The sequence below is a fragment of the Campylobacter sp. RM5063 genome, assembly GCF_024723655.1.
In the GTDB taxonomy this organism is placed as follows: Bacteria; Campylobacterota; Campylobacteria; order Campylobacterales; family Campylobacteraceae; genus Campylobacter_D; species Campylobacter_D lari_D.
This window is the reverse complement of sequence record NZ_JANQDA010000016.1, coordinates 16,986-41,751: the sequence shown is the minus strand read 5'-3', so window position 1 is coordinate 41,751 and position 24,766 is coordinate 16,986. Positions and strand designations below refer to the sequence as shown.

The following is a 24,766-nucleotide window of genomic DNA, read 5'->3' as shown; positions in this document are numbered from 1 at the left end:
CACTTTCTTCTATGCTTTTTGGTAAAGGAAAAAACCCAAAATAAGCATACTTAACAATCCATCCTATTATCACGCTATAAAAAGAAACAATCAAAATAGCACCTATTAAAGAAAAACCAACTATAGACCAAGCTCTTTTATGTTTTGGAGCTAAAGTATAATAGGCATTTACAGGATCTTTTTCACTAAGTTTTCCTATGCTAAGTTCAGCCAAAAATATTACAAACCCTACCCCCAAAGTCAAAAGCAAATATAAAAGTACAAAAGCTGAACCTCCATTTTGTCCTACCAAAGTTGGAAATTTCCAAGCATTTCCAAGTCCAACAGCTGAACCTGCTACCGCTAATACAAAGCCTATTTTAGAAAATTTTTCATTCATAAAGATAACCTTAAATTTATAAAACTATAAAAAACTTTTAATGTAGCTAAAAAAAACTTTAATTTATTTTAAAATATATAATATTAATTTAAATTTCAATAATTTTAAAGTTATATTTGTATATAATTTCGCTTTTATAAATCACGAGTAGGGATACGCAAGCCGAAAGGATTTAAATTTTTACAAGGAAAAACTATGAAAAAAATCGTATTTTTAATGCTAGCTTTAAGCGGTTTTGCATTTGCAGCTGAAGGTTCTATGAATCAATGGTTAGCTTCTTTTTCTATCTTAGCAGCAGGTTTAGGACTTGGTGTTGCAGCTTTAGGCGGAGCTATCGGTATGGGTAATACTGCAGCAGCAACTATAGCAGGTACTGCTAGAAACCCTGGTCTTGGTGGTAAATTAATGACTACTATGTTTATTGCTTTAGCGATGATTGAAGCTCAAGTTATTTATGCACTTGTTATTGCTCTTATCGCTCTTTATGCTAATCCATTCCAAGCATTAGTAGCAGCTTAAAATTTTCAAAGCCCTCTTGTAGGGCTTATGCGGTTATGGTGGAATTGGTAGACACGCCATCTTGAGGGGGTGGTGCGCTCAGCGTGTGCGAGTTCAAATCTCGCTAACCGCACCATTTTTATTTTTTAAGGATTATCAAAACAAAATGACTTTCTATATTTTAGTCAGTGCAATAGCTTTTTTAATTCTTTTTTTTGCCATAAAAAAATATACTCTAAAACTAGATGAACAAGCCTTACTTGAACCTATTAAAAATGATATTTATCCTGAATTTTGTGATCTAATTAACGAAGAGATAAGAAATATAAAAAATAATCTTTTGCAAAATACCTTTACACTCCAAGATGAAAATTATAAAGATGAATTTTTAGAGAATTTAAGCAATATGAGTAGAAAACTTAATCATATCCAAACAATGAATTTAAGTAAAAGAAATAATGCTTTGTGGGAAGAAACACTTTTTGGATTTTTAAAAGAGCTTGAAGAACTTAACAAACAATATCTAAATGACAATGAGAAAATTAACGATGAAATAAGAAATTCTCTCCAAGAAAAATTTTATAATTTAACAAAAAGCTAATATAAACAAATTATTTATTTTAAAAAGCACTATATAATTCCGAATTATTTTATAAAGGGGTTTTATGTTTATCAACAAGAAAAAAATTAATGAACAAATTACTCAATTAGAGCAATCTAATCAAGATTTTCAAGATATACTTAATGCTATTAGCAAAACTATGGCCATGATAGAATTTCAAACAGATGGAACTATTATTAATGCTAATGAAAATTTTCTAAAAACTATGAATTACTCTTTAAATGAAATCAAAGGTAAACACCATAGTATGTTTTGTTTACCAGAGGTTGTAAAGTCACAACGCTATGTTGATTTTTGGAGAGATTTAAAAAGTGGTATATCAAGAAATGGACTTTTTAGACGTATTGCAAAAGGCGGGAAAGATATTTATCTTGAAGCCAATTATCTTCCTATTTTAAACCAAAACAATGAAGTGTATAAGGTTATTAAATTTGCAAATGACATTACTCAAAGAAACTATGAAATGCTTGATCTAAAAAACACCATAGATGCCGCTAATCGTTCTATGGCTATTATTGAATTTAATCCTTATGGAGAGATTTTAAATGCTAATGAAAACTTCACTCAAACCATGGGTTATTCACTAAGTGAAATCAAAGGAAAACACCATAGTATGTTCTGCGAGGAAAAATTTAGAAATTCCAAAGAATATACAATTTTTTGGGAAGAGCTAAGAAGTGGTAAATTTCAATCAGGAAAATTCATACGCTTTGGTAAAAACAACAAACTAATCCATTTAGAAGCAAGTTATAATCCTATCAAAAATGATGATGGAGAAATTTACAAAGTTATTAAATTTGCAACAGATATTACCGAACAAGTTGTAAGAGATGAGGAAAAATTAAAGCTTATTAGTGAATTAGCTGAACAAAATGATAATCTCACTCAAGAGGGCGATAGTGTTATAGAAAATACGGTTCAAAATATTCAAGGCATTGCTGATATGATGAACAATAGTAGTAATCTCGTATCATCATTAAATGAGCAATCAGAAGAAATTAAAAATATTATTCAAACCATTAGCGATATAGCCGATCAAACCAATCTTTTAGCTCTAAATGCGGCTATTGAGGCAGCGCGTGCAGGTGAGCATGGTAGAGGTTTTGCTGTTGTTGCTGATGAAGTTAGAAATCTAGCTGAAAGAACTGGACATTCAGTAAATGAAATCACTACTACCATTAATTCTATTAGAAATGTAACAGCTGAAGTTGTACAAAGCATTAAAGACGGCTTAAGTGGCGTAAATCAAAGCGTGGATTTAGCTAAAGAAGCTAGAGAATGTATGGAAAAAATTAGAAATAGTTCAGCTCAAGTAGCTCAAGCTATGCAAGATAAATAAAAGTTTTTAGCTTAAAGGCTAAAAACTTTTCCTGCTATAAAACTTTTTTCTACCTTGCCTTGCAAGATATCATTTGCATATAAACCTTCTCCATTAAAAGAAAGTTTTTCATCAAATACAACCAAATCAGCATCAAAACCAAGTTCTATTTTACCTTTATTTAATCCCAAAAATTGCGCTTGATTATAGCTTGTAAAATCACATAATTCTTTCCAAGTTAAGATACCTTCTTTTACTAAATATGTAAAACATAAACTCATATATATAGCTATGGCATTAACTCCAAAATCTGCTTCATCAAAAGCCAAATCTTTTTTAGTGTTAGGAGCATGCAAAGAACTTAAGAAAGTAATTTTCTTATCTTGAAGCAACTTTTTAAGATTTGTTACTTCATCTTTTGTTCTTAATGGAGGTAAAATTTTTGCTTGAGTGTTAAAATTTTCACAAGTACTTTCATCTTTGATTAAATGATGGATTGAAATTTCACTATATTGATCATGTAATAATTCAAACGATCTTGTAATTGCTAAAGAGCTAAAACAAACTTTATTTTTATAAAATTCCACTAATTCTTTCATTTTTGCCACTTCACTAGTTTCAGCTATATCACTAATTCCTATAAGTCCTAATTCAAAGCTTATTTGTCCATCATTCATTACTCCATGATCGTCAAAACTCTCATCAAAACACTTTAAAAATACAGGGGTTGATTTCATATTGGCATATTGCATACATTGTCTTAAATAATTTGCTCCTAAAGTACTTGAAAGCTCTAAGCCTTTTGCGCCCATATCAATTAAGGTAGCAATATTTTTTAATTTTTCTGTTTTATCTAATACATTAATAGTAGGTAAAACATTAATATCTAAAGATTTTAATTTATCAAAATAAAGCGCATAGCCTTGAGTGTTAGCTTCTAAACTATCTTTTAAAACAATAGTCCCTACCCCACCTTTTAAGCATGCTTTTTCAAGATCATATAATTTATCTATACTAAATTCATTATCAAGTAAACTAACATTTAAATCAATAAACGAAGGAAGTAAAGTTTTACCTTCTATATCAACAATATACTCATCATCATTTAAATCATTAGTAATTTGAGTAATTTTCCCATCTTCTATTTTAAGATCAAGCTTTTGTTCGCCATAAATTTTTGCATTTTTGATGATCATGATATTTCCTCCTTTGATGACATCAAATCTTTCAAAGATTCCCAAGCATTCTTACCCTCTAGCATTAAGACTACTTCGTTAACAATCGGGGTATAAATTTGAAATTGTTTTGATAAAGAATGTATAGCATAAGCAGTTTGCACTCCTTCAGCTACCTCGCCAAGTTCCATTAAAATATCTTTTATATTTTTGTCACTAGCCAAACTCAAACCTACTCTATAATTTCTTGATAAGTTACTTGAAGCTGTTAAAAATAAATCTCCAGCCCCACTAAGCCCTAAAAATGTTTCTTCTTTAGCATTAAAAAATTGCCCAAAGCGGTGCATTTCTACTAAACCTCTTGAAACTAAAGAAGCTCTTGCATTATTGCCTAAATTTAAACCATCGCAAACTCCACTTGCAATTGCTAAAACATTCTTATATGCACCACAAATTTCAGCGCCTTTAACATCAGAACTTGTATAGGTTTTAATATAATTTGGAAAAAAACTTGCAAATTGATTACAAAGCTCTTGATTTTTACCACTAACAACCAAAGCACAAGGTTTTTTTTCTAAAACTTCACTTGCAAAAGAAGGACCACTTAAAAAACAAAGTCTATCACTACTTATGAACTCACTAAAAACCTCATCCATAAATTTTAAACTTTTACAATCAATACCCTTAGAAGCTACAAGAATTTTTTGATTTAAATCTTTAAAATTATTTGCAAGCCATTCATGCATTCCTTGAGCATATAAAGCAAAAACTAAATATTCATATTCTAAAGCTTCTTTGGTACTAACAAAATAAGAAAGATCTTTTTCGTGAAAAGAAGTTATTACGCATTCATTTTTAACGCTCAATGCATCATATAAAGCACTTCCCCATTTTCCTGCACCAACAACTGCTATTTTCATATTTAACCAAGTTTTGCTTTTAAAATTTCATTTACCTTAGCAGGATTAAATGCACCCTTACCTGCTTTCATTGCCTGACCGACAAAGAAACCAAAAAGTTTATCTTTACCACTTTTATATTCAGCTACTTTATCTTCATTGTTTGCTAAAATTTCATCAATAATCTTTTCAATAGCACCATCATCACTTACTTGTTTTAAACCAAGTTTTTCAATAGCATCATCAATTTCAACTTCTGTATTTTCAAATACATAAGCTAAAATATCCTTACCTGCTTTAGCGCTAATAACACCTTCTTCTATACGTTTGATCAAAACAGCTAATTTTTCTTGTTTTATAGGTGAGTTTTCTATAGTCAATTCGCCTTTTAGAAGCCCCATTAACTCTGTCGTAAGCCAAGTAACACAAAGTTTTGGATTTAATTTTTGATTAATTAGATACTCAAAATATCTACAAAGCTCTAATGAAGAAACAATCACTTCACTATCACTTTCTTTAATACCCAATTCACTCACAAATCTAGCTTTTTTCTCATCAGGAAGTTCAGGTATATCTTGATTTAGCATTTCATCATCTAAAATTACAGGTAAAAGATCAGGATCAGGGAAATATCTATATTCAGCAGAATCTTCCTTACCTCTCATACTTCTAGTAACTAAATTAACCGTATCAAATAATCTTGTTTCTTGCACAACTTCTTGATCGTATTTTCCATCTTCCCAAGCTTCACTTTGGCGTTTTACTTCATACTCAATCGCCTTTTGAATAAAACGGAATGAATTTAAATTTTTAATCTCCACTCTAGTATAAAGCTTATCATCACCCTTTGGACGAATACTAACATTAGCATCACATCTAAAACTACCTTCTTGCATATTTGCATCTGAAATGTCTAAAAATCTTATAATAGAATGTAATTTTTTCAAATAAGCCACCGCTTCATCGGAACTTCTAAGTTCAGGTTCACTGACAATTTCAAGCAAAGGCGTGCCTGCTCTATTTAAATCTACTTTTGAAAAATTACTCTCATGTATATTTTTTCCTGCATCTTCTTCTAAATGAGCCCTAGTGATACCTATGCGTTTATTTTCTCCATTTACATTGATAAATAACTCACCATTTTCCACTATAGGAATATCAAATTGCGAAATTTGATAAGCTTTTGGTAAATCAGGATAAAAATAATTTTTTCTATTAAAAATACTTTTTTTATTTATAGTTGCATTAACTGCTTTTCCAAATGCTATGGCTTTTTTTACCGCTTCTTGATTTAATACAGGTAAAGCACCTGGTAAAGCTAAACATGTTGGGCATACATTAGTATTTGATTTTTCTCCAAAAGAAGTCGCACATGAGCAAAAGATTTTTGTTTTTGTATTTAATTGTGCATGAACTTCAAGTCCTATAACAACTTCAAACATTAAAATTTTCCTTAGAATTTTTTGTTTATTCTAGCGTTTTTTATTTCAAAAAGAGTTTAAAAAAGAATAAAAGAAGAAGATTAAAAAAGAAAAAAGCAAAAAATATCTTTTGCTTTTTAAAAATTAATGATGCTCATCAACTACAGTTGCACCTGCTAAATAAACATAAGTTAAAATCATAAAAATAAAAGATTGTAAAAATGCCATAAAAGTTAAAAGCATATAAGCAGGCAATGGCGCAACCCAAGGCACAAGAGCTAAAATAACTGCTAAGAATAAATCATCTCCCTTGATATTACCAAATAAACGGAAAGATAAAGAAATAACTCTTGAAAAATGAGAAACCACTTCTATAGGAAACATCAAAGGTGCTAGAATTTTCACAGGTCCCATGAAATGTGCAAAATACTTAAAAAATCCTTGAGTTCTAATACCTTCAAAATGATAATACACAAATATTATAATAGCCAAAGAAGCACTAAAATTTAAACTTGCTGTTGGAGCTTCAAAACCAGGGATGATTCCTATGATATTACTAAAAAACACCATAAAACCTATAGTTGCAACTAAAGGTAAATATTTTCTAGCAGCTTCATCGCTACCCATAGTATCCCTACCCATGCTTAAAATGCCTTCCATATAAGCTTCAGCCAAATTCTGACTACCTCTTGGGACAATTTGCATAGATCTTGTAGCAAGTTTTGCTAAAATCAAAGAAATCACAACCACTATACCCAAATGAAAAAAGTATGCAAAAGTGTGGCTAGAATCTATAAAAGAACTAAATAAAAATAAATCTTTCATTAAAAATCCTTAGCAGAATAAATATTTCAAAGCTAATATTATAAAAAAATTGCTTATATTTTAATGAAAATTCATTTTATTAGCACAAAAATATCCACCCAAAATCGCACCTGTAAAACCACCTCCAGGAAATATAAAAGCATTAGCAAAATATAAATTTTCTATACTTTTACTTTTATAATGCAATCTATATTTAACCCCTTCTTGATCTTGAGAAAATCCATAAATTGTACCCTCATAAGCTTTAGTATATCTTTGTATAGTTTTTGGCGTGGCTAATTCTTGATGGATTAAGTGTGAACTTAAATTTGGAAAAATCTCATCTAGTCTTTGCACTATGGCTTTTAATACTTCTTCTTTTTTAACTTTATAATCTTGCTTATTTAAATCCCACTCTTGATAATTTGAACTAAAAGCTACAACACCTATGTATTTATCACTAGCTAAGCCACTATCAACCTTAGAATAATTCACAAAAGCCATAGGCCTTTGTTTAATATCTAGTTTTAAAATATTAGTGTTTTCATATGAACTATTTAAAAAATCATCTTCAAATATAAAATTACAATAATCCATATTTTCATAAATTTTAGAAATATCTTTATCATAAATAAAATAAGCGCTTACTAAAGAACAAGCACGCTTTTTAGATTCTATTGCTTTGATTTCTTGGGTTAAATTTAACTCTTTAAGCAAGTCTTTATATACGATTAAAGGATCGCAATTTGCGATGATATTTTGCGCATGGATGGTATGTTTTTGATTATTTTGAATGTATTCTACTCCATAAGCTTTTTGTTCTTTTGTGAGTATTTTAACAACTTCAGCCTTAGCTAAAACCTGCCCTTGATTTTCTTTGATAACCTCAGCCAAAGCATCACTTAAAGCTTGCGAGCCACCTTTAATATACACTCCACCATCATAATAATGCTTTTGAGCAATGCCATGAAAACTGAAAATAAATTCTTTACTATCATGATGATAATAACTCATATTTGCATTTAAAATCTTTTTTAGCTTATCATTTTTAATATAAGCATTTAAAACATCATAAACTTTTTTATTAAACAATCTATTTTTAATAAATATCCAAGCAGTGTCAAAAGGAAACAACAATAACTCACTTAATTTTAAATCCCAAGGAAATCTTCGAATAGCATAAGCTTGCGTTTTTATAGCTTTAAAATATTTATCTATACCTTTGCACTCTTGCGGAAATTCTTTTTTCAAAACTTCTTTTACTTTTTCTATACCATGAGGTAAAGTTAGATTATAATTTTTACTTTTAATACTCCATGCACTTGGTAAAGGTAAAATTTGAATTTTATTCTTTATACCAAGCTTATCAAAAACCAAATGCTTCATATCAGTTTTTGCTTCACCTAGGTCCATCTCATGAAGTCCCGCATCAATCAAAGCGCCTTTTCTTTTAAAACAAGTAGCACAACCACCAATTAAAGAATGCTGTTCTAAAACTAAAACCCTTTTTCCATTTTTAGCTAAAAAAGCGCCTGCACTTAAGCCTCCAAGACCTGAACCTATAATGATTACATCAAATTTTACATCCATTCTAAAACCTCACGCAATTCTTTAGCTACAAAACATTTTAAGCCAAGTTCCTCCATAGGTTTTACAGGTACTATGGCATTTTTAAATTTTTGCATTTTAGCTTCTTTTAAACGCACATCAAGTGAAAATACTTCTTTGATTTCACCATTTAAACTAAGCTCACCCACAAAAACACTATCTTTACTCAAAGGGCGGTTTTTAAAACTTGAAATAATTGCTGCAACCACCGCTAAATCTGCTGCAGTTTCACTAATTTTTACCCCACCACTTACATTAATAAAAACATCATAATGCCCCAAGGGAATTTCAAGCTTTCTCTCTAGTAAAGCTATGAGCATATCTAAACGATTTTTTTCATAGCCTGTTGCACTACGCTTTGGATAAGCACTCTCACAAACTAAGGCTTGAATTTCTAGCACTAAAGCTCTGCTTCCTTCCATCACTACACTCAAAGCGCTACCACTTACTGCCTTACCACGCGTAAAAAATCTATTAGCTATATCTTTAGCACTAATCAAGCCTTTGGAAGTCATTTCAAAAATACCAACTTCGGAAATATTTCCAAAACGATTTTTAAAGCCTCTTAAAATTCTTATTTCTTTATTGGCATCGCCTTCAAAATAAAGCACTACATCTACCATATGCTCTAAAATTCTAGGTCCAGCTATAGCCCCATCTTTAGTGATATGTCCTATGATAAAAGTGCTAATATTATTGGCTTTAGAATAGCGCATCAACTCAAAAGTAATTTCTCTAACTTGAGTGATACTACCTGCTGCTGAAGTAATTTTATTAGAATATAAAGTTTGAATAGAATCAATAATTAAAATTTCATAATCTTTTTTAGAAAGCTCGCTTAAAATATCTTCCAAGCAAAGCTCAGTAAGTAAAAATAAATTCTCACAATTTGCATTTAAACGATCTGCACGCAGTTTGATTTGAGATTTACTCTCCTCGCCACTTACATAAAGTACTTTTTTACCACTTTTAGCCAAATTCGAAGCAATTTTTAATAAAAGTGTGGATTTTCCAACCCCGGGCGAACCCCCAATTAACACCAAAGAACCCACAACAAGCCCACCACCTAAAACTAAATCAAGCTCATTATCATCAGTGCTAATGCGTGTGAAATTTTCTGCTATAACATCATTTATACATACTGCAGAACTTGGAGTATTTGAGAGTGAATTTAACTCTTTTAAAACCTTAATTTGTTCTTGCTTTAGCTCAACAAAACTATCCCAAGAACCACATTCAGGACATTTGCCTAGCCATTTACTTTGTTGATTTCCACAAGCTTGACATTCAAATAAAATGTGTTTTTTAGCCATAAATATTACCTAGATTTTTAAAAAGATTATATATTTTATTTTTAAATATTATCTAGTTGTCTTTTTCGAATCTCATCTTTTAACGGATCTAAATGTTTATTTATCTCATCTTTTGCCATTTTTATATTTGCTATTAAAATTTCAAATAAAAATATATGATCTTTCACCCAAGCTATATTCTTATCAAACCATTCTTCATTAGTCCTTGGATTAATCACATAAATTCTTGCTAAATTAAATTCAAATTGCTGCAAAAAAGGTCTAATAAATTCATATAAAAAAGTTTTACAATACTCATCAAGCTTAGTTTTATAAAAATCTAAATTTTTTATACTTTGGATAATCAAACTCTTCTTATCTTCAAATACCTCCAAAAATTGAATTTTATTTTCTATTTGAATCAAATTTTCAAAATAAAGTTCAAATTCCTTAACAAATCTATCGCAAAACTCTAAATTATCATTAATTACTTTATAACTTTGCAATAACAAATCATCTTGAGCATTCTTATCTATTGGCGATGGTTTTTCAAAAGGCTTTGTTAAATTTTCATCTAAAAATTCTTCACAACACTCTTTAAATGGTTTTTCTATAGTGCCTTCTATCCTAGCTCCACCTTCTGTGGCATTATAAAATTTAAAACCTTTTTTATTAGCTATATAATTTTGCATAGTAAATCTGAATGTATTCCAAGTACTATGAGTAAAAACTTCGCCAATTCCCCCATAAGCTATAGCTTTTTCCTCAACATCATTTAACTCTTCATCTTCATAATAATATCCACTGGCATGAGTTTTTCCATCTTCTCCATATGATAAATCTTGACCTATAAAAATAATATTTTCATGATTAAAATCACACGCTAATTGTAAAGCATTATAAGCTACTGTTCCGCCCGATGGAGATTTTCCAAAACCAAATAAATCAATTTTATTAAAAAATATGGTTGGATATGGAATTAGTAAAAAGTCTCTATTAGTGTTTTTTAAGTATTTAATCACTAAAGGGTGTACTAAGGTTAATAAAATAAATACTATATTATTATCTATATTTTCATAATTTTGCTTTAACAAATCAGCACTAAAATGAGTTCTTTCACTCATTAAAACAAAATCGGGTTTAATATTATTTTTTGCCAAAATAGAATAAGAACTATCAACACAAAATATACTAAATTTATCTTGATATTGTTTTAGTAAAGGAAGTTGCTTACTTAAAGATGGGCCAGTAGAAACTATAATAGCTGATTTAACTTTTTTATTTCGCATAAGCCATAAATTTTTCAAGGGAGGATTTTTTATCATATTTGGTAAATTATAAATATATTGCACCAAACCTTGCAAAGAATCTTTAATATCATTACCTTGATGCAAAATAATAATTTTTAAAATTTCTGAAATTTTTTTGTTTAATTTGAGAATGTTATTTTCAAATTTTTCATAGTATTCATTATGTATGTGCATATCATATATTCTTAAAAAATTGTAAAAAGGTTTCATATAAAGTAAATACTCTAAATCTTGATTTGAAATTTCACTATTTAAAATGATTATTTTTCGCTCTTTTAATTCATTCGAAAAATCTAAAACACTAAACACACTATATAACAATTCTAAATCATCTTCAAAAACAACTATATGCTTTAAATTTGGATTATTCAGTAGGCATTTATACAAAACACCGCTACCAAAACCATAAAAATATAAAACAGGATATAGTAGATATTTATTTTGATATAAAGCAATGGTTTCTTCTAAATATTTTTTTGGGTTTTTATATAAATATTCTCCATTTTGATTTATCCAATTTAGCTGATCTACCCCCCCCCTATTATCCATCACCCAAGTGCTACTGTGTTTTTGCTTTAATTTTTCCATCAAGTAAGGATTATTTAGTGCGGATAAATTTTTTAACAAAAAGCTCATTTATACATCGGTTCCAATATAGCTTCTAAATAGTCTTTAATACTAAATTCACATAAATCTTGCATTTTTTCCCCTACTCCTACATATAAAATAGGAAGTTCAAGCTCTCTTGCTATGCTAAATAAAGCTCCACCTTTGGCAGTTCCATCAAGTTTTGTAATAACCACTCCATCAAGTTTTACTAAATCATTAAAAGCTTTTGCTTGCAAAATTCCTGCTACACCTTGAGTGCCATCAAGTACAAGGATTTTTCTATGAGGAGCTCCTTGCATAGCTTTATCACTTATGCGGACAATTTTTTCAAGCTCATTTGCAAGATTTTTTTGATTTTGCAAGCGTCCTGCTGTATCTAAAATAACCCTATCATAGTTTTTTGCCAAAGCTTTAGAAATAGCATCATAAGCAACTGCCGAAGGATCATGTCCTTGTGAAGTAGCTATGATATCTATATTTAATTTTTGTGCCCATAATTTTAACTGCTCTATAGCTCCTGCTCTAAAAGTATCACAAGCTCCAAGTATAACTTTTTCACCATTTTCTTTATGCAAATGTGCCATTTTAGCAATGCTTGTAGTCTTACCTACCCCATTTACACCTAAAATCAAATCCACAAAAGGCTTAGCATTAGCAAGTTCAGGCTTATCGTAAATAAAATAAGTCCCCATAACACGCTCTAAATCAGCCTTTTTAACCTCATCACTTGGAGGAAGATAATAAATAATCTCTTCAACTATCTCATATGCCACATCAGCTTCTAAAAGCATCTCTTCAAGCAAATCTTTTGTAATGATTTTATTTGAAGCCTTAACTAAATGGATGCTTTCTAAAGTCTTTTTTAAACCATTCTTTAAAAATCCAAACATTACATTATCGCTTTTTGTATATCTATATCTAACATTTCTTCAGGAATTAAACCTAAATACTCTTTAATCTTTTCACCCTTTGCATTAAATAAAACCATTGTTGGTATAGAGCTGATATTTAAAACTTTAGAAAAAATAAAACTATTCTCTCCTAAAACCGAAGGAAAATTCATCTTTTCTTTTTGTATAAACTCCAATAATTCTTGTTTTCTATCTTCTTCTAAAAAAAGCGCTATGACTTCAAATCTATCTTGATATTTTTTATTTAAATTATTTAAATGTGGAATTTCAGCTTTGCATGGCTCACACCAACTTGTAAAAAATACAAACAACTTAGCTTTTGCTGTATCATCAAAATTAAATTCTTGTTCATGATATTTCACATACATTTTTCTACCATCTAAAAATTTCAAAGTAAAATCAGTATTTTCACTTTGACTTAAACTTGCATTATCAGTATTTTCATTACTAGAATTTTCTTTATCACTTGAGCATGAAGTAAAAAAAATCATAGCAAAAATTGCTAAAAAAATTTTAAATTTCAAGTCATATCCTTATGATTTTTTAAGCTTAAAAGTATAACATAAAAAGTTAAAAAACCAAGGAAAGCTTTGATAAAAAATGACTTTAGAATAAAACAGAAATTTAAAATGAAATTAAAACTAAAATTTCAATACAAAAGAGATTTTTTAGTTTTTCAAGAAGTAAATAAAATTTTAAAATCTTGTAAAAATTATAAAAATATCCTTATATATATTCCTTTGAAATATGAAATTAATCTTTATAAATTCAGACATTTTTTAACAAAAAAATACCGAATTTTTGTTCCATTTATGCAAGATAAAAGTTTAAAGGTAGTAAAATTAAGGTTAGCTCTTGATAAAAAGAGTTTTGGGGTATATGAACCAAAAGATTCTTTTTTGCAAACTCGTATAGATGTTGCAATCATCCCTGTTATAGGAGTAGATGCAAAATTAGGAAGAGTTGGTCATGGCCAAGGATTTTACGATAGGTTTTTTGAAAATATTTCTTATAAAAAACCTTTAGTTATTTTCACACAAATGATGGATGCAAAATCTCATCAAATTTTTAGTCAAGACCATGATATAAAAGGAAATTTTTATATAAACCCTTATAAAAAATATTTTAGGAAAGTTAAAAACAATGATAGAAATATTAGTCGCATTAATAGCCGTTTTCATAGGCGGAGGGATTGGATATATAGTCGCCAAAAAGATTAATGATGCAAATTTCAATATCTTTTTAGAGCAAGCAAAAGCAAAAGCAAAAGCCATTGAATATGAAGCTGAGCTAACACTTAAAGATGCTAAAAATTCAGTTGCTGAGGCTGAATTTGCAGCAAAGAAAAAATTTGATGAAAAAATTCAAAAACTACAAAAAGAGCATTCTATTAAGCTAGAAGAACTCAACAAAAAAGAACAAAATCTTCATTATCAAGAAAAACTTCATGAAGAAAACAAAAACAAATTAGCAAAAGAGCAGCAAACTATAAAAGCTTTACATGAAGAAAATGAAAATTTAAAACAAAGCTACGAAATAAAGTTAAATGATGTTTTAAAAATTCTTGAACATTCAGCTGGTCTCACACAAGAAGAGGCAAAAAGTATAGTCTTACAAAAAGTAGAAGAAGCCTCAAGAGCTGAAATTGCTCATATTGTTAGAAAATACGAAGAAGAAGCTAGAAATGAAGCCAAAAGAAAGGCTAATTTTATCTTAGCACAAGCTACTTCAAGATTTGCAGGAGAATTCGCTGCTGAAAGGTTGATCAATGTAGTAAATATCAAAAATGATGAGTTAAAAGGACGCATTATAGGCAAAGAAGGGAGAAATGTTAAAACCTTAGAAATGGTTTTGGGTGTTGATATTATCATAGATGATACGCCTGGAGCAATTATAGTAAGTTGTTTTAATCTTTATAGACGCGCCATTGCTACAAAGGTGATTGAACTTTTAGTTGAAGACGGTAGAATACAACCTGCAAAAATAGAAGAAATCCATGAAAAAGTTTGCAAAGAATTTGAAGATAATATCTTAGAAGAAGGTCAAACTATAGTAATGGATTTAGGACTTAATAATATCCATCCTGAAATTGTTAAATTAATAGGAAAATTAAGATATAGAGCAAGTTATGGACAAAATGCTCTAGCACACTCTTTAGAAGTAGCGCATTTAGCTGGAATCATAGCAGCTGAGTGTGGTGGCGATGAAAAACTAGCAAGAAGAGCTGGAATTTTACACGATATAGGCAAGGCTTTAACGCATGAATTTGAAGGTTCTCATGTAGATTTAGGAGCTGAACTTTGCAAAAGATACAAAGAACATCCTATAGTGATTAATGCAATTTATGCTCACCATGGACATGAAGAGGCTACAAGTATAGAATCAGCTGCAGTTTGTACAGCAGATACACTAAGCGCTGCACGCCCTGGAGCAAGGCGTGAGGTTTTAGAGGCCTTCTTGAAACGAGTTAGCGAACTTGAAGATATAGCAAAAAGTAAAGAAGGGGTTAAAAAAGCTTATGCTATTAATGCTGGTAGAGAAATTAGAGTTATTGTTAATGCAAAATTAGTCAATGATGATGAATCTGTGCTTTTAGCTAAAGAAATAGCTGAAGAAATTCAAGAAAAAGTTCAATACCCTGGTGAAATAAAAGTTAATGTCATCAGAGAGCTTAGAGCTGTTGATTTTGCAAGATAAGGTTTTTCATGCAAGAAATGATTGATAATCTTAGCACTTATGGTTATTTGATTTTATTTTTTTATTCTTTTGGTGGAGGAATGGTGGCCATACTTGCTGCCGGGGTACTTTGTGCAAGTTCAACTAAACTTGATTTGCATTTGTGTATATTTTTAGCCTTTTTGGCTAATACTATAGGTTCAACCCTATTATTTATTCTAGGAAAATATTATAAAAAAGACATAATGCCTTATTTTAAAAATCATAGAAGAAAAATCGCGCTTGCTATGATAAAAATCAAAAAATATGGAGATTTACTTTTAGTAGTGCAAAAATTTATTTACGGGGTAAAAACTATCATTCCTATAGCAGCAGGCCTTTGCAAATTTAGCTTTGTAAGATTTTTTATCATCAATACCCTAGCTAGTTTAATTTGGGCTATAATACTTGGTTATGCTGGATTTATTTTTGGAAACACCTTAAAGGAGGCTTTTGAAATTTTTTCAAATCATCCTTATATAGCACCTGCCTTTATAATCACTTTAATTTTTATTATATGGTTATACTTATCACGCTTTTCTAAGAAAAAATGAATTTAAAATTCTCTATAAAAGATTCTTATAGAGAATTTTTAATTTTATTATTATGTTTTTTAGCAATTTTTAGCCTAAATCTCACTTATGAGTATAAAAAATACCAAAATTTTAAACTCACAAAACATTTATTGCTTAAAAATAATATCATTATATCTAGCTATCAAAAAACTAATAAAAAAGGTAAAAAATACCAAGTTTTTAAAATTAAAAATTCTGATTTTGTTTTTTACACTACTAGTTTTAAAGATCTAAATTTAAGTAAAAATGATATTATAAATCTTAGGATTATTACTAAAAATATTAACTTTAAAGATTATCTTAGTAAAAATTTTTTTGTACCAAGTTATGATTTTCATAAAACTAATACTCAAAAAGAAAATATCTTAGTGGAGTATTTTTTAAATCAACATCAAAATGAAAAAATCAAAGAATTTTACGGGGCTTTATTTTTTGCAAAAAATGTATCAAGTGAACTTAGAAATGATGTAAATTTTTACAATATCGCGCATTTAATTGCTATTAGTGGATATCATTTGGGCTTGTTATTTAGTTTTTGCTTTTTGATTTTTGCTCCTTTATATACCTTTTTTCACAAACGATATTTTCCTTATAGAAGTTTAAAACTTGATATTAGTATTTTTACTTTCTTGCTTTTAATTTTGTATATATTCTTAATAGACTTTAGCCCTTCTTATATAAGAGCCTTATGTATGAGTATTTTTGCTTTTTATCTATTTAGCAAAAATATTAAAATTTTGAGTTTTAAATTTTTATTCTTAAGTGTAATTTTATGTATAAGCTTATTTCCAAATTTATTATTTAGCGTTGGCTTTTTGTTTTCAAGTTTAGGAGTATTTTATATTTATTTATATTTACATCATTTTAAAGATAATTTTTCAAAAAATTATATTCATATTGTTTTTATAAATTTTTGGACTTTTTTAGCAATGATGATTCCTGTATTATATTTTTTTCCACTTATTAGTTTTCAACAATTTTTAGGTATACCTCTAAGCATATTATTTGCTTTATTTTACCCTATAAGTTTATTACTGCATTTATTATCTTATGGAGATGAATTAGATGAAATATTATTAGCATTATTTGATTTTAAATTAAATAGTATATTGTTACACATACCATTAGAAATTTATCTTATTTATATATTTTTATCCTTCATGGCTATTTTTCATCGTTATTTAGCTCTTTTTGTAATTTCTCTTGGTTTTATTCCCTTTATTTTCTTGATTTAAAATCAAATAAACCCTTAAACCCAAAAGATAAATAATCCAAGAAATATAAATCCACAAAAAGAAAAACAATATCACAGAAAAAGAACCATATACATTTAAATAAGTTTTATTATATACAGCATAATATACAAAAATCATCTTAGAAATATACCAAATCACAGAAGCACCAAAAGAACTAATAAGCAAAGTTTTTAAATCACCTTTTTTACTCACTGAACTTGAATAAGATGTAAAAAACAAAGCCCATATAATCACATAAGGTAAAATCTCAAAAAAATTTAAAGCAATATTAAAATCATCTAAGGTTTTTTGTATAAAACCTGAAATGTAAAAACTCACTCCAAGTCCAAGTGGAGTTAATGTTGCCAAAGTCCAATAAGAACTTATACTATGCCAAAGACTTTTAGAGTCTTCTTCTAAAAGCTTATTAATAACATAATCATAACCTGAAAAAAATGCCAAAGAAGTCAAAGCCATAGCTAAAAGACCAATTAAACCAAGATTGACACTATTTTTTAAAAAAGTGTTAATATATTGTGTTATTAATTCTTGTTGAGTTGGGATTAAAAAAGTAAAAATTAAATTTTTAATTCTTTCTTGATACATTTCAAAACTTGGAATTTGAGTAAAAACCCAAAAACATAAAAATAAAAGCGGTATTAAAGATAAAATAGTATAAAAACTCAAAGCTGCAGCATAATTTAAAATTTCTTTATCTCTTATGCTTAAAAGAATTTTTATGAAGTTTTTAAAATTCATCAAAGTCCCATTTTAAAAGGATTAAGTATATTATTTGGATCAAATGCTTTTTTGATATTTCTCATCAAGTCCATTTCAGCTTCGCTAAAAGCAAGCTTCATAAAAGGAGCTTTTGAAATGCCTATACCATGCTCCCCACTTAAGGTTCCACCCAAAGAAACTGTAAGCTTAAACACCTCTTCTACAGCTTCGTAACCTTTTTTAACCAGCTCAGGATTATTTTTATCACTTACCATTACATTAGTATGTACATTACCATCGCCAGTATGACCAAAACAAGGGATTTTAAAACCATATTTTTTAGAAATTTCAGCTATGCCTTTTAAAAGATCAGGCAGTTTTGAACGCGGCACTGTAATATCTTCATTAAGCTTTAAATTTCCATACATTGCTATACTTTGAGAGCAGTTTCTTCTAGCAAACCAAATATTGGCTGCTTCTTGCTCATCTTTTGCTATTTTAAACTCTCTTACGCCAGATTCATAAAAACTCTCTTGCAAAATTTTTAAATCTGCTTCAATAGCCTCTTCTACATTGCCATCTACATCAGCGATTAAAATCGCACCCGCATCCATAGGTAAGCCTTTTTGGAATTTTTGTTCTAATGCTTGTATGCTTAATTGATCTAAAAATTCCATAGATACAGGAGTCACACCTTTAGCTAAAGTTTTATAAACTGCATTCATTGCTTCATCAATGCTGTTAAAAATCCCCATAGCTGTCTTTTTAAACTTTGGCAAAGCTACTAGTTTTAAAGTAATCTCACTAAACACAGCCAAAGATCCCTCGCTTGCTATTAAAATTCCAGCTAGATTATAACCCGCTACATCTTTTATAGTTTTTTTACCTGCTCTAATGATTTCTCCATTAGGTAAAACAGCTCTTAAAGCCATTACATAATCTTTAGTTATACCATACTTAGCAGCTCTCATACCCCCTGCATTTTCGCTTACATTCCCCCCTAAAGAAGAATACTCCATACTAGCAGGATCAGGTGGATAAAATAAACCATATTCTTTTGCTTTTTCTTGTAAAGCCATATTTATCACACCAGGCTGCACTACTGCAACTAAATTTTCAAGATCAATTTCTAAAATTTTATTCATATGTTTTTCAAAGCTTAACACTACTCCACCATTAATAGCTAAGCTTCCACCGGTAAATCCACTACCTGAGCCCCTAGGAATAACGATGATTTTATTTTCATTACAATATTTTAAAATTTGACTAATATCATTTTCATCTCTTGGAAAAAGCACTCCATCAGGTAAATAATGCTTTTTAGTAGCATCATAACTATACGCTCTTTTATGGATAGGATCAAAATGAGCATTTTCAACCCCTAAAAGATCTTGAAAAAATTTTTGATGGATTTCTTGCATTATTTTTCTCTAGTTAAGCTAATTAATTTTTCATAATATACATAATAATTTCCAATAGTCTCATCATTTAAGCTAAAAATATCGCTTTTATAACCTGTAATTCTTGAATAAAATGGAATTTGCAAACTTTGAGCTTGAGGTATGTTAAATTCTTCTATCTTGCCAAAATCTTGACAATCAACTATCTCAGCTTTATTTTCTAAAGCTACCACTAAAAGCCCAACAGCATTTTTTGAACAAAAAGATCTAAAATCTGATCTTCTTGGAGTTTGGCGGTATTCTTGTATCATATGAGCACCAAATAAATCAGGGTGTAAAAAATAAAGTCCATTTAATTTTTGAGCTATAAAATCATACACATTTTTATCAGGAGCTATAATCAAGGCTCTATCATATAAATAATTTAAAACTATTTTATCGCCTACTTGTGGCAATACATTTGGTAAAGGCATAGCATCTTGAGCTAGCATATCAAAAACTTTAAATTGTAATTTAACTAAGCCATTTTCACGCCCTATCACACTAGCTCTTGCAATAATTGATTTTTGTGTATCAATTTCATGCACAACTATACCACTTGAGTGCAATAAAATTCTAGGATCATCTTTTATATAACCATAAATATCATCTACTTTTTCAAGTTTTGTTTGTATTAAATCAAAATTTTTAGCTTGCAAAAATGCTAAAAAACAACAAAGTATTAAAATAATTCTTGACAACTGATACTCCTTAAAAAAGTGTAAAAATTAAATTATATTGTATTTTCCTTACAAAATTGTAAGAAAAATTAAGTAAAATACAAATTTATGTTTAAATTTTAGAAGGCTTTAAAATACCATGAAAAAAATTTTCATATCTTTACTTATATCGATAAAACTTTTTGCTATTTCAAGTATTGAAGAACTTTCTTGGGAGAATGGCAAAACTTTACTTGATTTTTTACAAGATCACTCCATACCTTTGAATTTATACTATAATCTTGATGCTGAAGATAAAGAACTAAGTGCAGAAATTGCAAGTGGTATTAAATACCAAATGTTAAAAGATGATCAAGGAGAATTAGAACAGGTTTTAATCCCAATCAGTGATGATTTACAAATTCATATTTACAAAAATACTGAAAATAAATTCGTATTAAGTTTTACTCCAATTTCTTATACCAAAGAAAAAAGAACTATTCGCGTAGCTATTAACAATTCAGCTTATCAAGATGTTTATGATGAAAGTGGTAGCGTAACCTTAGCAAGAGCTATGGTAAGAGCTTTTAAAAATAGTGTTAATTTTAAAAATGTTAGAAAAGGCGATAGTGTAGTATTAATTTATGAGCAAAAAAGAAGACTAGGAAGACTTTTTGGCGATATTAATATCCAAGCAGCTTTAGCTAATATTAGAGGTAAAGAATATTCTGTATTTTTATATAAAGATTCTTATTATAATGCTCAAGGAAAAGAGCTTGAAAATTTCTTTTTAACTAAACCTGTCAAATATACAAGGATTTCAGATCGTTTTACTAGAGCAAGATACCATCCTATATTAAAACGCTATAGAGCACACCTAGGTATTGACTATGCAGCTCCAACGGGTACTCCAGTTAAAAGTGCAGGAGATGGAACGATTAGCTTTGTTGGGACAAAAGGTGGTTATGGTAAGGTTGTACAAGTAAAACACATGTCAGGCTATATGACTTTATATGCTCATCTTAGTCGCTTTGCAAAAATCAAACGCGGACAAAAAGTTAAGCAAGGACAAGTGATTGCTTATGTAGGCTCTACTGGTATGAGTACTGGACCACATTTGCATTTTGGACTTTATCTAAATAATAAAGCAATTAATCCTGAAACTATAGTTAAAATTCCAAAATCAAGCTTAAGTGGAAAAAACAAAGAAGAATTTTTAAAAATGGCAAAAGAGTATGAAAACCGCTTGCAAAGCATTGATGAAAATTATAAAAATCCACCAAAAGAACAAAATATAGAAAATTCTATGGAGCTTTGAGATGATGAATGATTTTTTAGAAGCACAAGAACTTTTAAAAAATACTTTCAAAGATCAAAGTACCTATGAAATCAATGAAGCCTTAAAAACTATCAAAAGACATAATGAAGAGCTTTATTTAAAAACTCTTAAATCTTTTGATACTTACACACTTGCAAATGTAGCTACTATAACGCCTGAACATATCTTAGAAGATATTTTAGAAAACTTAAGCATTATAAAGATTGCAAAAGCAGTAGAAGAGCTTGAAAGTGATGATGCAACAGACTTAATTAAGCGTTTTGAAGAGCTAAATCCACAAAAAACTTTAGCTATTTTAAACCGCTTAAGTTCAGAAGACAAAGAAGAAATTTTACGCCTTAAAAATTATGATGAAAATACCGCTGGTGCTTATATGCAAACAGAAATTTTCACAGCCTCTATTAATGAAAGTATAGAAAAGGCCATTAAAAGATATAGAATTTTAAAGCATTCAGGACAAGTAGATCAAATTTTTCAAGTTTATATCATAGATAAACAAGGAAAACTTTGCAATGCTATCAACCTAAGCGATCTCTTGCTTTGGGATTTTAAACTAAGTTTTGCAGATATTATTAAAAACAACAATGAAAAATATAAATGTTATAGCATTAAAGATCATGAAGATATACAAAAGGCTATTGATATAGTAGAAGATTATGATTTAAGTGTTTTGGCTGTTATAAATGATGATGGAGTGCTTTTGGGTAGAATTACTTATGATGATATTCATGATTTAATCCAAGAAAATGCAACAGAGCAAATTTATAATTTAGCCGGAGTTGATGCAGATGTTGAAGAAGAAAGTGCTTTTAAAGCGGCTAAAGCAAGAGCTTTTTGGCTCATGATTAATCTTACAACTTCATTAATTTCAGCTAATATCATCAGTCTTTTTTCAGGTGAAATAGAACAACTTGTAGCTCTAGCAGTACTTATGCCTATTGTAGCTTCCATGGGAGGTAACACAGGCTCACAAGCCTTAGCAGTAACAGTTAGAAAACTCTCACTCAATGAAGTAGAATTTAAAGATGCTAAAAAAGTTATATTAAGAGAGAGTGGAATTTCTTTATTAAATGGGCTTATATTTGCTAGCGTTATGAGTATTATAGCTTTTATATGGTTTAAAACAGCCCTTTTAGGACTTGTTATAGCTTTGTCAATGCTAATCAATCTAGCCTTAGCCGGTTTTGTAGGCTCTTTTGTGCCATTAACTTTGAAAAAATTTAAAATTGATCCTGCGGTAGGTTCAAGTGTTGTGATTACTGCAATTACTGATGGTTTGGGTTTTTTCAGCTTTTTACTTTTAGCTAAGATGATTTTATTATAAAAAGGAAAATTGTGTCAAGCATTATATATAAAAAACAAAACATAAAACTCACAGGAAATCAACTACAAATTGGCGATAATGCTCCAAAAGTGACTTTAAAAACTAAAAATCTTGCCTCAGTAGAAATAGCACCACCTGGAAAAACTCAAATTTTACTAACTTTTCCTAGCTTAGACACTCAAGTATGTTCCAAACAAGCTAAAGAAACTAACAAAAGATTGGCATCTATAAAAAACATTGAAGTGATTGTTATTAGCATGGACTTACCTTTTGCTATGGATCGTTTTTGTGCAACTGAAGGAATTGATAATATCATAGTTGCAAGTGATTTTGCCTTTAAAGATTTTGGCACTAATTATGGAGTATTAATACATGATAGTATATTTGCAGGATTATTAGCAAGATCAGCTTTTGTAGTTAAAGATGAAAAAATAATATACAAACAGCTCGTAAAAGAGCTGATGGGAAAAATTGATTTTAAAGATTTAGAGCTTTTTATACAAAACGATTATCGCTATTCTTTAAATTAACCTTCAAAATTGGTAACCACAAAATCTTCTTTTGGAGCTTCAATAAAGCACGATTTTTCTTTTAAGAAAAGCAAATCCACATGCCCTACAGGACCATTTCTATTTTTACCTATAATAAGCTCAGCCTTTTCTTGCACAGGATTTGGCATAAATTTTCTCTCATAAGTTTTGCCTTCATTTTTAGCTTTATTTTCTCTTTCTTTTTCTTCTTGCTCTCTATAAACCTCATCTCTATATACAAATAAAATCGTATCTGCATCTTGTTCTATAGCGCCACTTTCTCTTAAATCACTAAGCATAGGACGCTTATTTGCCCTACTTTCTAATGAACGATTAAGCTGTGAGAGTGCCACTACTGGCATATTTAATTCTCTTGCTAAAAGCTTTAAACCTCTTGAAATTTCACTCACTTGTAAATGCCTATCATTAAAAGCTGAGTTACTCATCATAAGACCGATGTAATCAACTACGCAAAGCTCAATACTCTCATCTTGAGCCTTGATTTTGCGTAAAATTGAACGAATGTCTGCTATGCTAGCATAACCACTATCATAAATATAAAGATTTTTTTGCGCATATTCATTACAAGCATCACCTACCCTACTCCACTCATCATCGTTTAAATCTGCGATTAGAATTTTTTGCAAAGGAATGGAAGTTTTTGCACTGATTAATCTTTGCATGATTTGCGTAGCAGGCATTTCTAGTGAAAACATTACAACACCTTTATTTTGCCTTAGTGTTTTTTCTATAAAATTTAAACAAATTGTAGTTTTTCCCATGCCAGGGCGTGCTGCGATGATTACAAGATCGCCGGGTTTAAAGCCTTTTGTCATTTTATTAAGCTCACTAAAACCTGTATCAAGTCCCAAAATATCTTTATTTTCAGCTTCTTTTTGCTTTTTAAACTCATCCATAAGCTCAGACATCACCATAGTCATATCCTTAATACTATTACTATTTACACGGTTTGTAAGATTAAAAATTTCTTTGCCTATTTCATCTGAGATTTGAGAAATGCTTTTATCTTCATTTACCCTTGTAGGTATAGTATAAGCAAAATTTAAAAGCTGGCGTCTAATGGATTTTTCTCTTAATTCATAAGCGTATTTACTCACATCTGCTATGGAAGTAGTAGCTAAAACTTCAGCTAAAATTTGCTCATCTACTTTTTTATGTTTTCTTATAAAACTTGCACTTATAGGCTCGCCTGCATTCACACAAGCTAAAATAGCTTTATAAATATCTTGATGAGCTTTGAGCGAAAAATCATTAATCTCAATATCCGAAGAAACACTAAAAAAAGAATCTTCACTATATATACAAGAACTTAAAATCGCCCTTTCAAGATCTAAATCAAAATGCTCATTATTTTGACTCATAC

The 24,766-nt window shown here is 29.4% G+C and carries 23 protein-coding genes, 1 tRNA gene and 1 pseudogene; 11 read left to right on the top strand and 14 right to left on the bottom strand.

What is annotated here, in order from left to right; genetic code table 11:
• A pseudogene (locus CAMP5063_RS06395) lies at positions 1–379 on the bottom strand (sodium-dependent transporter); the annotation flags it as partial.
• A gap of 195 nt (positions 380–574) precedes the next feature.
• On the opposite strand from CAMP5063_RS06395, the gene CAMP5063_RS06390 reads away from it, so the two are divergent.
• The 4 genes from CAMP5063_RS06390 to cetZ all read left to right on the top strand — a co-directional run bounded on the left by CAMP5063_RS06390 (position 575) and on the right by cetZ (position 2,838).
• The gene (locus tag CAMP5063_RS06390) at positions 575–898 is read left to right on the top strand and encodes a F0F1 ATP synthase subunit C (RefSeq protein WP_012661906.1); all 324 of its coding nucleotides are present in this window, start codon (positions 575–577) and stop codon (positions 896–898) included.
• Between the two features lie 29 nt (positions 899–927).
• Positions 928–1,013 (top strand) — tRNA-Leu (locus CAMP5063_RS06385).
• Positions 1,014–1,043: 30 nt separating this feature from the next.
• On the top strand, positions 1,044–1,478 hold the full coding sequence (locus CAMP5063_RS06380) for a hypothetical protein (protein WP_263659757.1): 435 nt from the start codon (positions 1,044–1,046) through the stop codon (positions 1,476–1,478).
• Positions 1,479–1,542: 64 nt separating this feature from the next.
• Entirely contained in the window at positions 1,543–2,838 is a 1,296-nt protein-coding gene (gene cetZ / locus CAMP5063_RS06375) for an energy taxis response protein CetZ (RefSeq protein WP_337195025.1), read from the top strand.
• 11 nt (positions 2,839–2,849) lie between these two features.
• On the opposite strand, the gene CAMP5063_RS06370 is transcribed toward cetZ, so the two are convergent.
• From CAMP5063_RS06370 to CAMP5063_RS06330, 9 genes are all read right to left on the bottom strand, one after another.
• Positions 2,850–4,013: a metal-dependent hydrolase gene (locus tag CAMP5063_RS06370; RefSeq protein ID WP_337195024.1), complete on the bottom strand. Its 1,164-nt coding sequence runs from the start codon at positions 4,011–4,013 to the stop codon at positions 2,850–2,852.
• Positions 4,010–4,912 (bottom strand): NAD(P)H-dependent glycerol-3-phosphate dehydrogenase, encoded by a 903-nt coding sequence (locus CAMP5063_RS06365; RefSeq protein WP_133319694.1) that lies wholly within the window; start codon positions 4,910–4,912, stop codon positions 4,010–4,012. The genes CAMP5063_RS06370 and CAMP5063_RS06365 overlap by 4 nt, the downstream gene beginning before the upstream one ends.
• 2 nt (positions 4,913–4,914) lie before the next feature.
• Positions 4,915–6,333, bottom strand: a complete 1,419-nt coding sequence (gatB, locus tag CAMP5063_RS06360) for an Asp-tRNA(Asn)/Glu-tRNA(Gln) amidotransferase subunit GatB (RefSeq protein ID WP_133319695.1) — start codon at positions 6,331–6,333, stop codon at positions 4,915–4,917.
• A gap of 123 nt (positions 6,334–6,456) precedes the next feature.
• Entirely contained in the window at positions 6,457–7,137 is a 681-nt protein-coding gene (locus CAMP5063_RS06355) for a F0F1 ATP synthase subunit A (protein WP_258107998.1), read from the bottom strand.
• 60 nt (positions 7,138–7,197) lie between these two features.
• On the bottom strand, positions 7,198–8,706 hold the full coding sequence (locus tag CAMP5063_RS06350) for a phytoene desaturase family protein (protein WP_258107999.1): 1,509 nt from the start codon (positions 8,704–8,706) through the stop codon (positions 7,198–7,200).
• Entirely contained in the window at positions 8,697–10,037 is a 1,341-nt protein-coding gene (gene radA / locus CAMP5063_RS06345; RefSeq protein ID WP_258108000.1) for a DNA repair protein RadA, read from the bottom strand. The genes CAMP5063_RS06350 and radA overlap by 10 nt, the downstream gene beginning before the upstream one ends.
• A 41-nt stretch (positions 10,038–10,078) precedes the next feature.
• Entirely contained in the window at positions 10,079–11,914 is a 1,836-nt protein-coding gene (locus CAMP5063_RS06340) for a motility associated factor glycosyltransferase family protein (protein WP_337195023.1), read from the bottom strand.
• Between the two features lie 44 nt (positions 11,915–11,958).
• A complete protein-coding gene (gene ftsY, locus CAMP5063_RS06335) occupies positions 11,959–12,825 on the bottom strand; it encodes a signal recognition particle-docking protein FtsY (protein ID WP_337195022.1) in 867 nt (288 codons plus the stop codon).
• The gene (locus CAMP5063_RS06330; RefSeq protein WP_220566674.1) at positions 12,825–13,370 is read right to left on the bottom strand and encodes a TlpA family protein disulfide reductase; all 546 of its coding nucleotides are present in this window, start codon (positions 13,368–13,370) and stop codon (positions 12,825–12,827) included. The genes ftsY and CAMP5063_RS06330 overlap by 1 nt, the downstream gene beginning before the upstream one ends.
• A 66-nt stretch (positions 13,371–13,436) precedes the next feature.
• On the opposite strand from CAMP5063_RS06330, the gene CAMP5063_RS06325 reads away from it, so the two are divergent.
• From CAMP5063_RS06325 to CAMP5063_RS06310, 4 genes are read left to right on the top strand one after another with little or no spacing between them, the layout of a single operon-like run.
• A complete protein-coding gene (locus tag CAMP5063_RS06325) occupies positions 13,437–14,066 on the top strand; it encodes a 5-formyltetrahydrofolate cyclo-ligase (protein ID WP_263681077.1) in 630 nt (209 codons plus the stop codon).
• Positions 13,990–15,543: a ribonuclease Y gene (gene rny, locus CAMP5063_RS06320; RefSeq protein ID WP_337195021.1), complete on the top strand. Its 1,554-nt coding sequence runs from the start codon at positions 13,990–13,992 to the stop codon at positions 15,541–15,543. The genes CAMP5063_RS06325 and rny overlap by 77 nt, the downstream gene beginning before the upstream one ends.
• 8 nt (positions 15,544–15,551) lie before the next feature.
• Positions 15,552–16,115, top strand: a complete 564-nt coding sequence (locus CAMP5063_RS06315) for a DedA family protein (RefSeq protein WP_133319703.1) — start codon at positions 15,552–15,554, stop codon at positions 16,113–16,115.
• Positions 16,112–17,371, top strand: coding sequence for a ComEC/Rec2 family competence protein (locus CAMP5063_RS06310; RefSeq protein ID WP_337195020.1), 1,260 nt, complete (start codon positions 16,112–16,114; stop codon positions 17,369–17,371). The genes CAMP5063_RS06315 and CAMP5063_RS06310 overlap by 4 nt, the downstream gene beginning before the upstream one ends.
• On the opposite strand, the gene CAMP5063_RS06305 is transcribed toward CAMP5063_RS06310, so the two are convergent.
• The 3 genes from CAMP5063_RS06305 to CAMP5063_RS06295 are packed head-to-tail and all read right to left on the bottom strand — an operon-like array spanning position 17,318 to position 20,222.
• A complete protein-coding gene (locus tag CAMP5063_RS06305) occupies positions 17,318–18,130 on the bottom strand; it encodes a YihY/virulence factor BrkB family protein (RefSeq protein WP_133319705.1) in 813 nt (270 codons plus the stop codon). The two genes, CAMP5063_RS06310 and CAMP5063_RS06305, sit on opposite strands and share 54 nt — an antisense overlap.
• Positions 18,130–19,512 (bottom strand): FAD-linked oxidase C-terminal domain-containing protein, encoded by a 1,383-nt coding sequence (locus CAMP5063_RS06300; protein WP_337195019.1) that lies wholly within the window; start codon positions 19,510–19,512, stop codon positions 18,130–18,132. Before CAMP5063_RS06300 ends, CAMP5063_RS06305 begins: the two co-directional genes overlap by 1 nt.
• Positions 19,512–20,222: a plasminogen-binding N-terminal domain-containing protein gene (locus tag CAMP5063_RS06295; protein ID WP_442863213.1), complete on the bottom strand. Its 711-nt coding sequence runs from the start codon at positions 20,220–20,222 to the stop codon at positions 19,512–19,514. The genes CAMP5063_RS06300 and CAMP5063_RS06295 overlap by 1 nt, the downstream gene beginning before the upstream one ends.
• Positions 20,223–20,349: 127 nt before the next feature.
• On the opposite strand from CAMP5063_RS06295, the gene CAMP5063_RS06290 reads away from it, so the two are divergent.
• The 3 genes from CAMP5063_RS06290 to tpx are packed head-to-tail and all read left to right on the top strand — an operon-like array spanning position 20,350 to position 23,382.
• Positions 20,350–21,507 carry a M23 family metallopeptidase gene (locus CAMP5063_RS06290; protein WP_337195017.1) on the top strand — a complete coding sequence of 386 codons (1,158 nt, stop codon included), beginning with the start codon at positions 20,350–20,352 and terminating at the stop codon, positions 21,505–21,507.
• Position 21,508: 1 nt separating this feature from the next.
• A complete protein-coding gene (gene mgtE / locus CAMP5063_RS06285) occupies positions 21,509–22,852 on the top strand; it encodes a magnesium transporter (RefSeq protein WP_263666405.1) in 1,344 nt (447 codons plus the stop codon).
• Between the two features lie 11 nt (positions 22,853–22,863).
• The gene (gene tpx, locus CAMP5063_RS06280) at positions 22,864–23,382 is read left to right on the top strand and encodes a thiol peroxidase (RefSeq protein WP_133319710.1); all 519 of its coding nucleotides are present in this window, start codon (positions 22,864–22,866) and stop codon (positions 23,380–23,382) included.
• On the opposite strand, the gene CAMP5063_RS06275 is transcribed toward tpx, so the two are convergent.
• Positions 23,379–24,764: a replicative DNA helicase gene (locus CAMP5063_RS06275; RefSeq protein WP_133319711.1), complete on the bottom strand. Its 1,386-nt coding sequence runs from the start codon at positions 24,762–24,764 to the stop codon at positions 23,379–23,381. The genes tpx and CAMP5063_RS06275 overlap by 4 nt on opposite strands.
• Between the last annotated feature and the right edge of the window lie 2 nt (positions 24,765–24,766).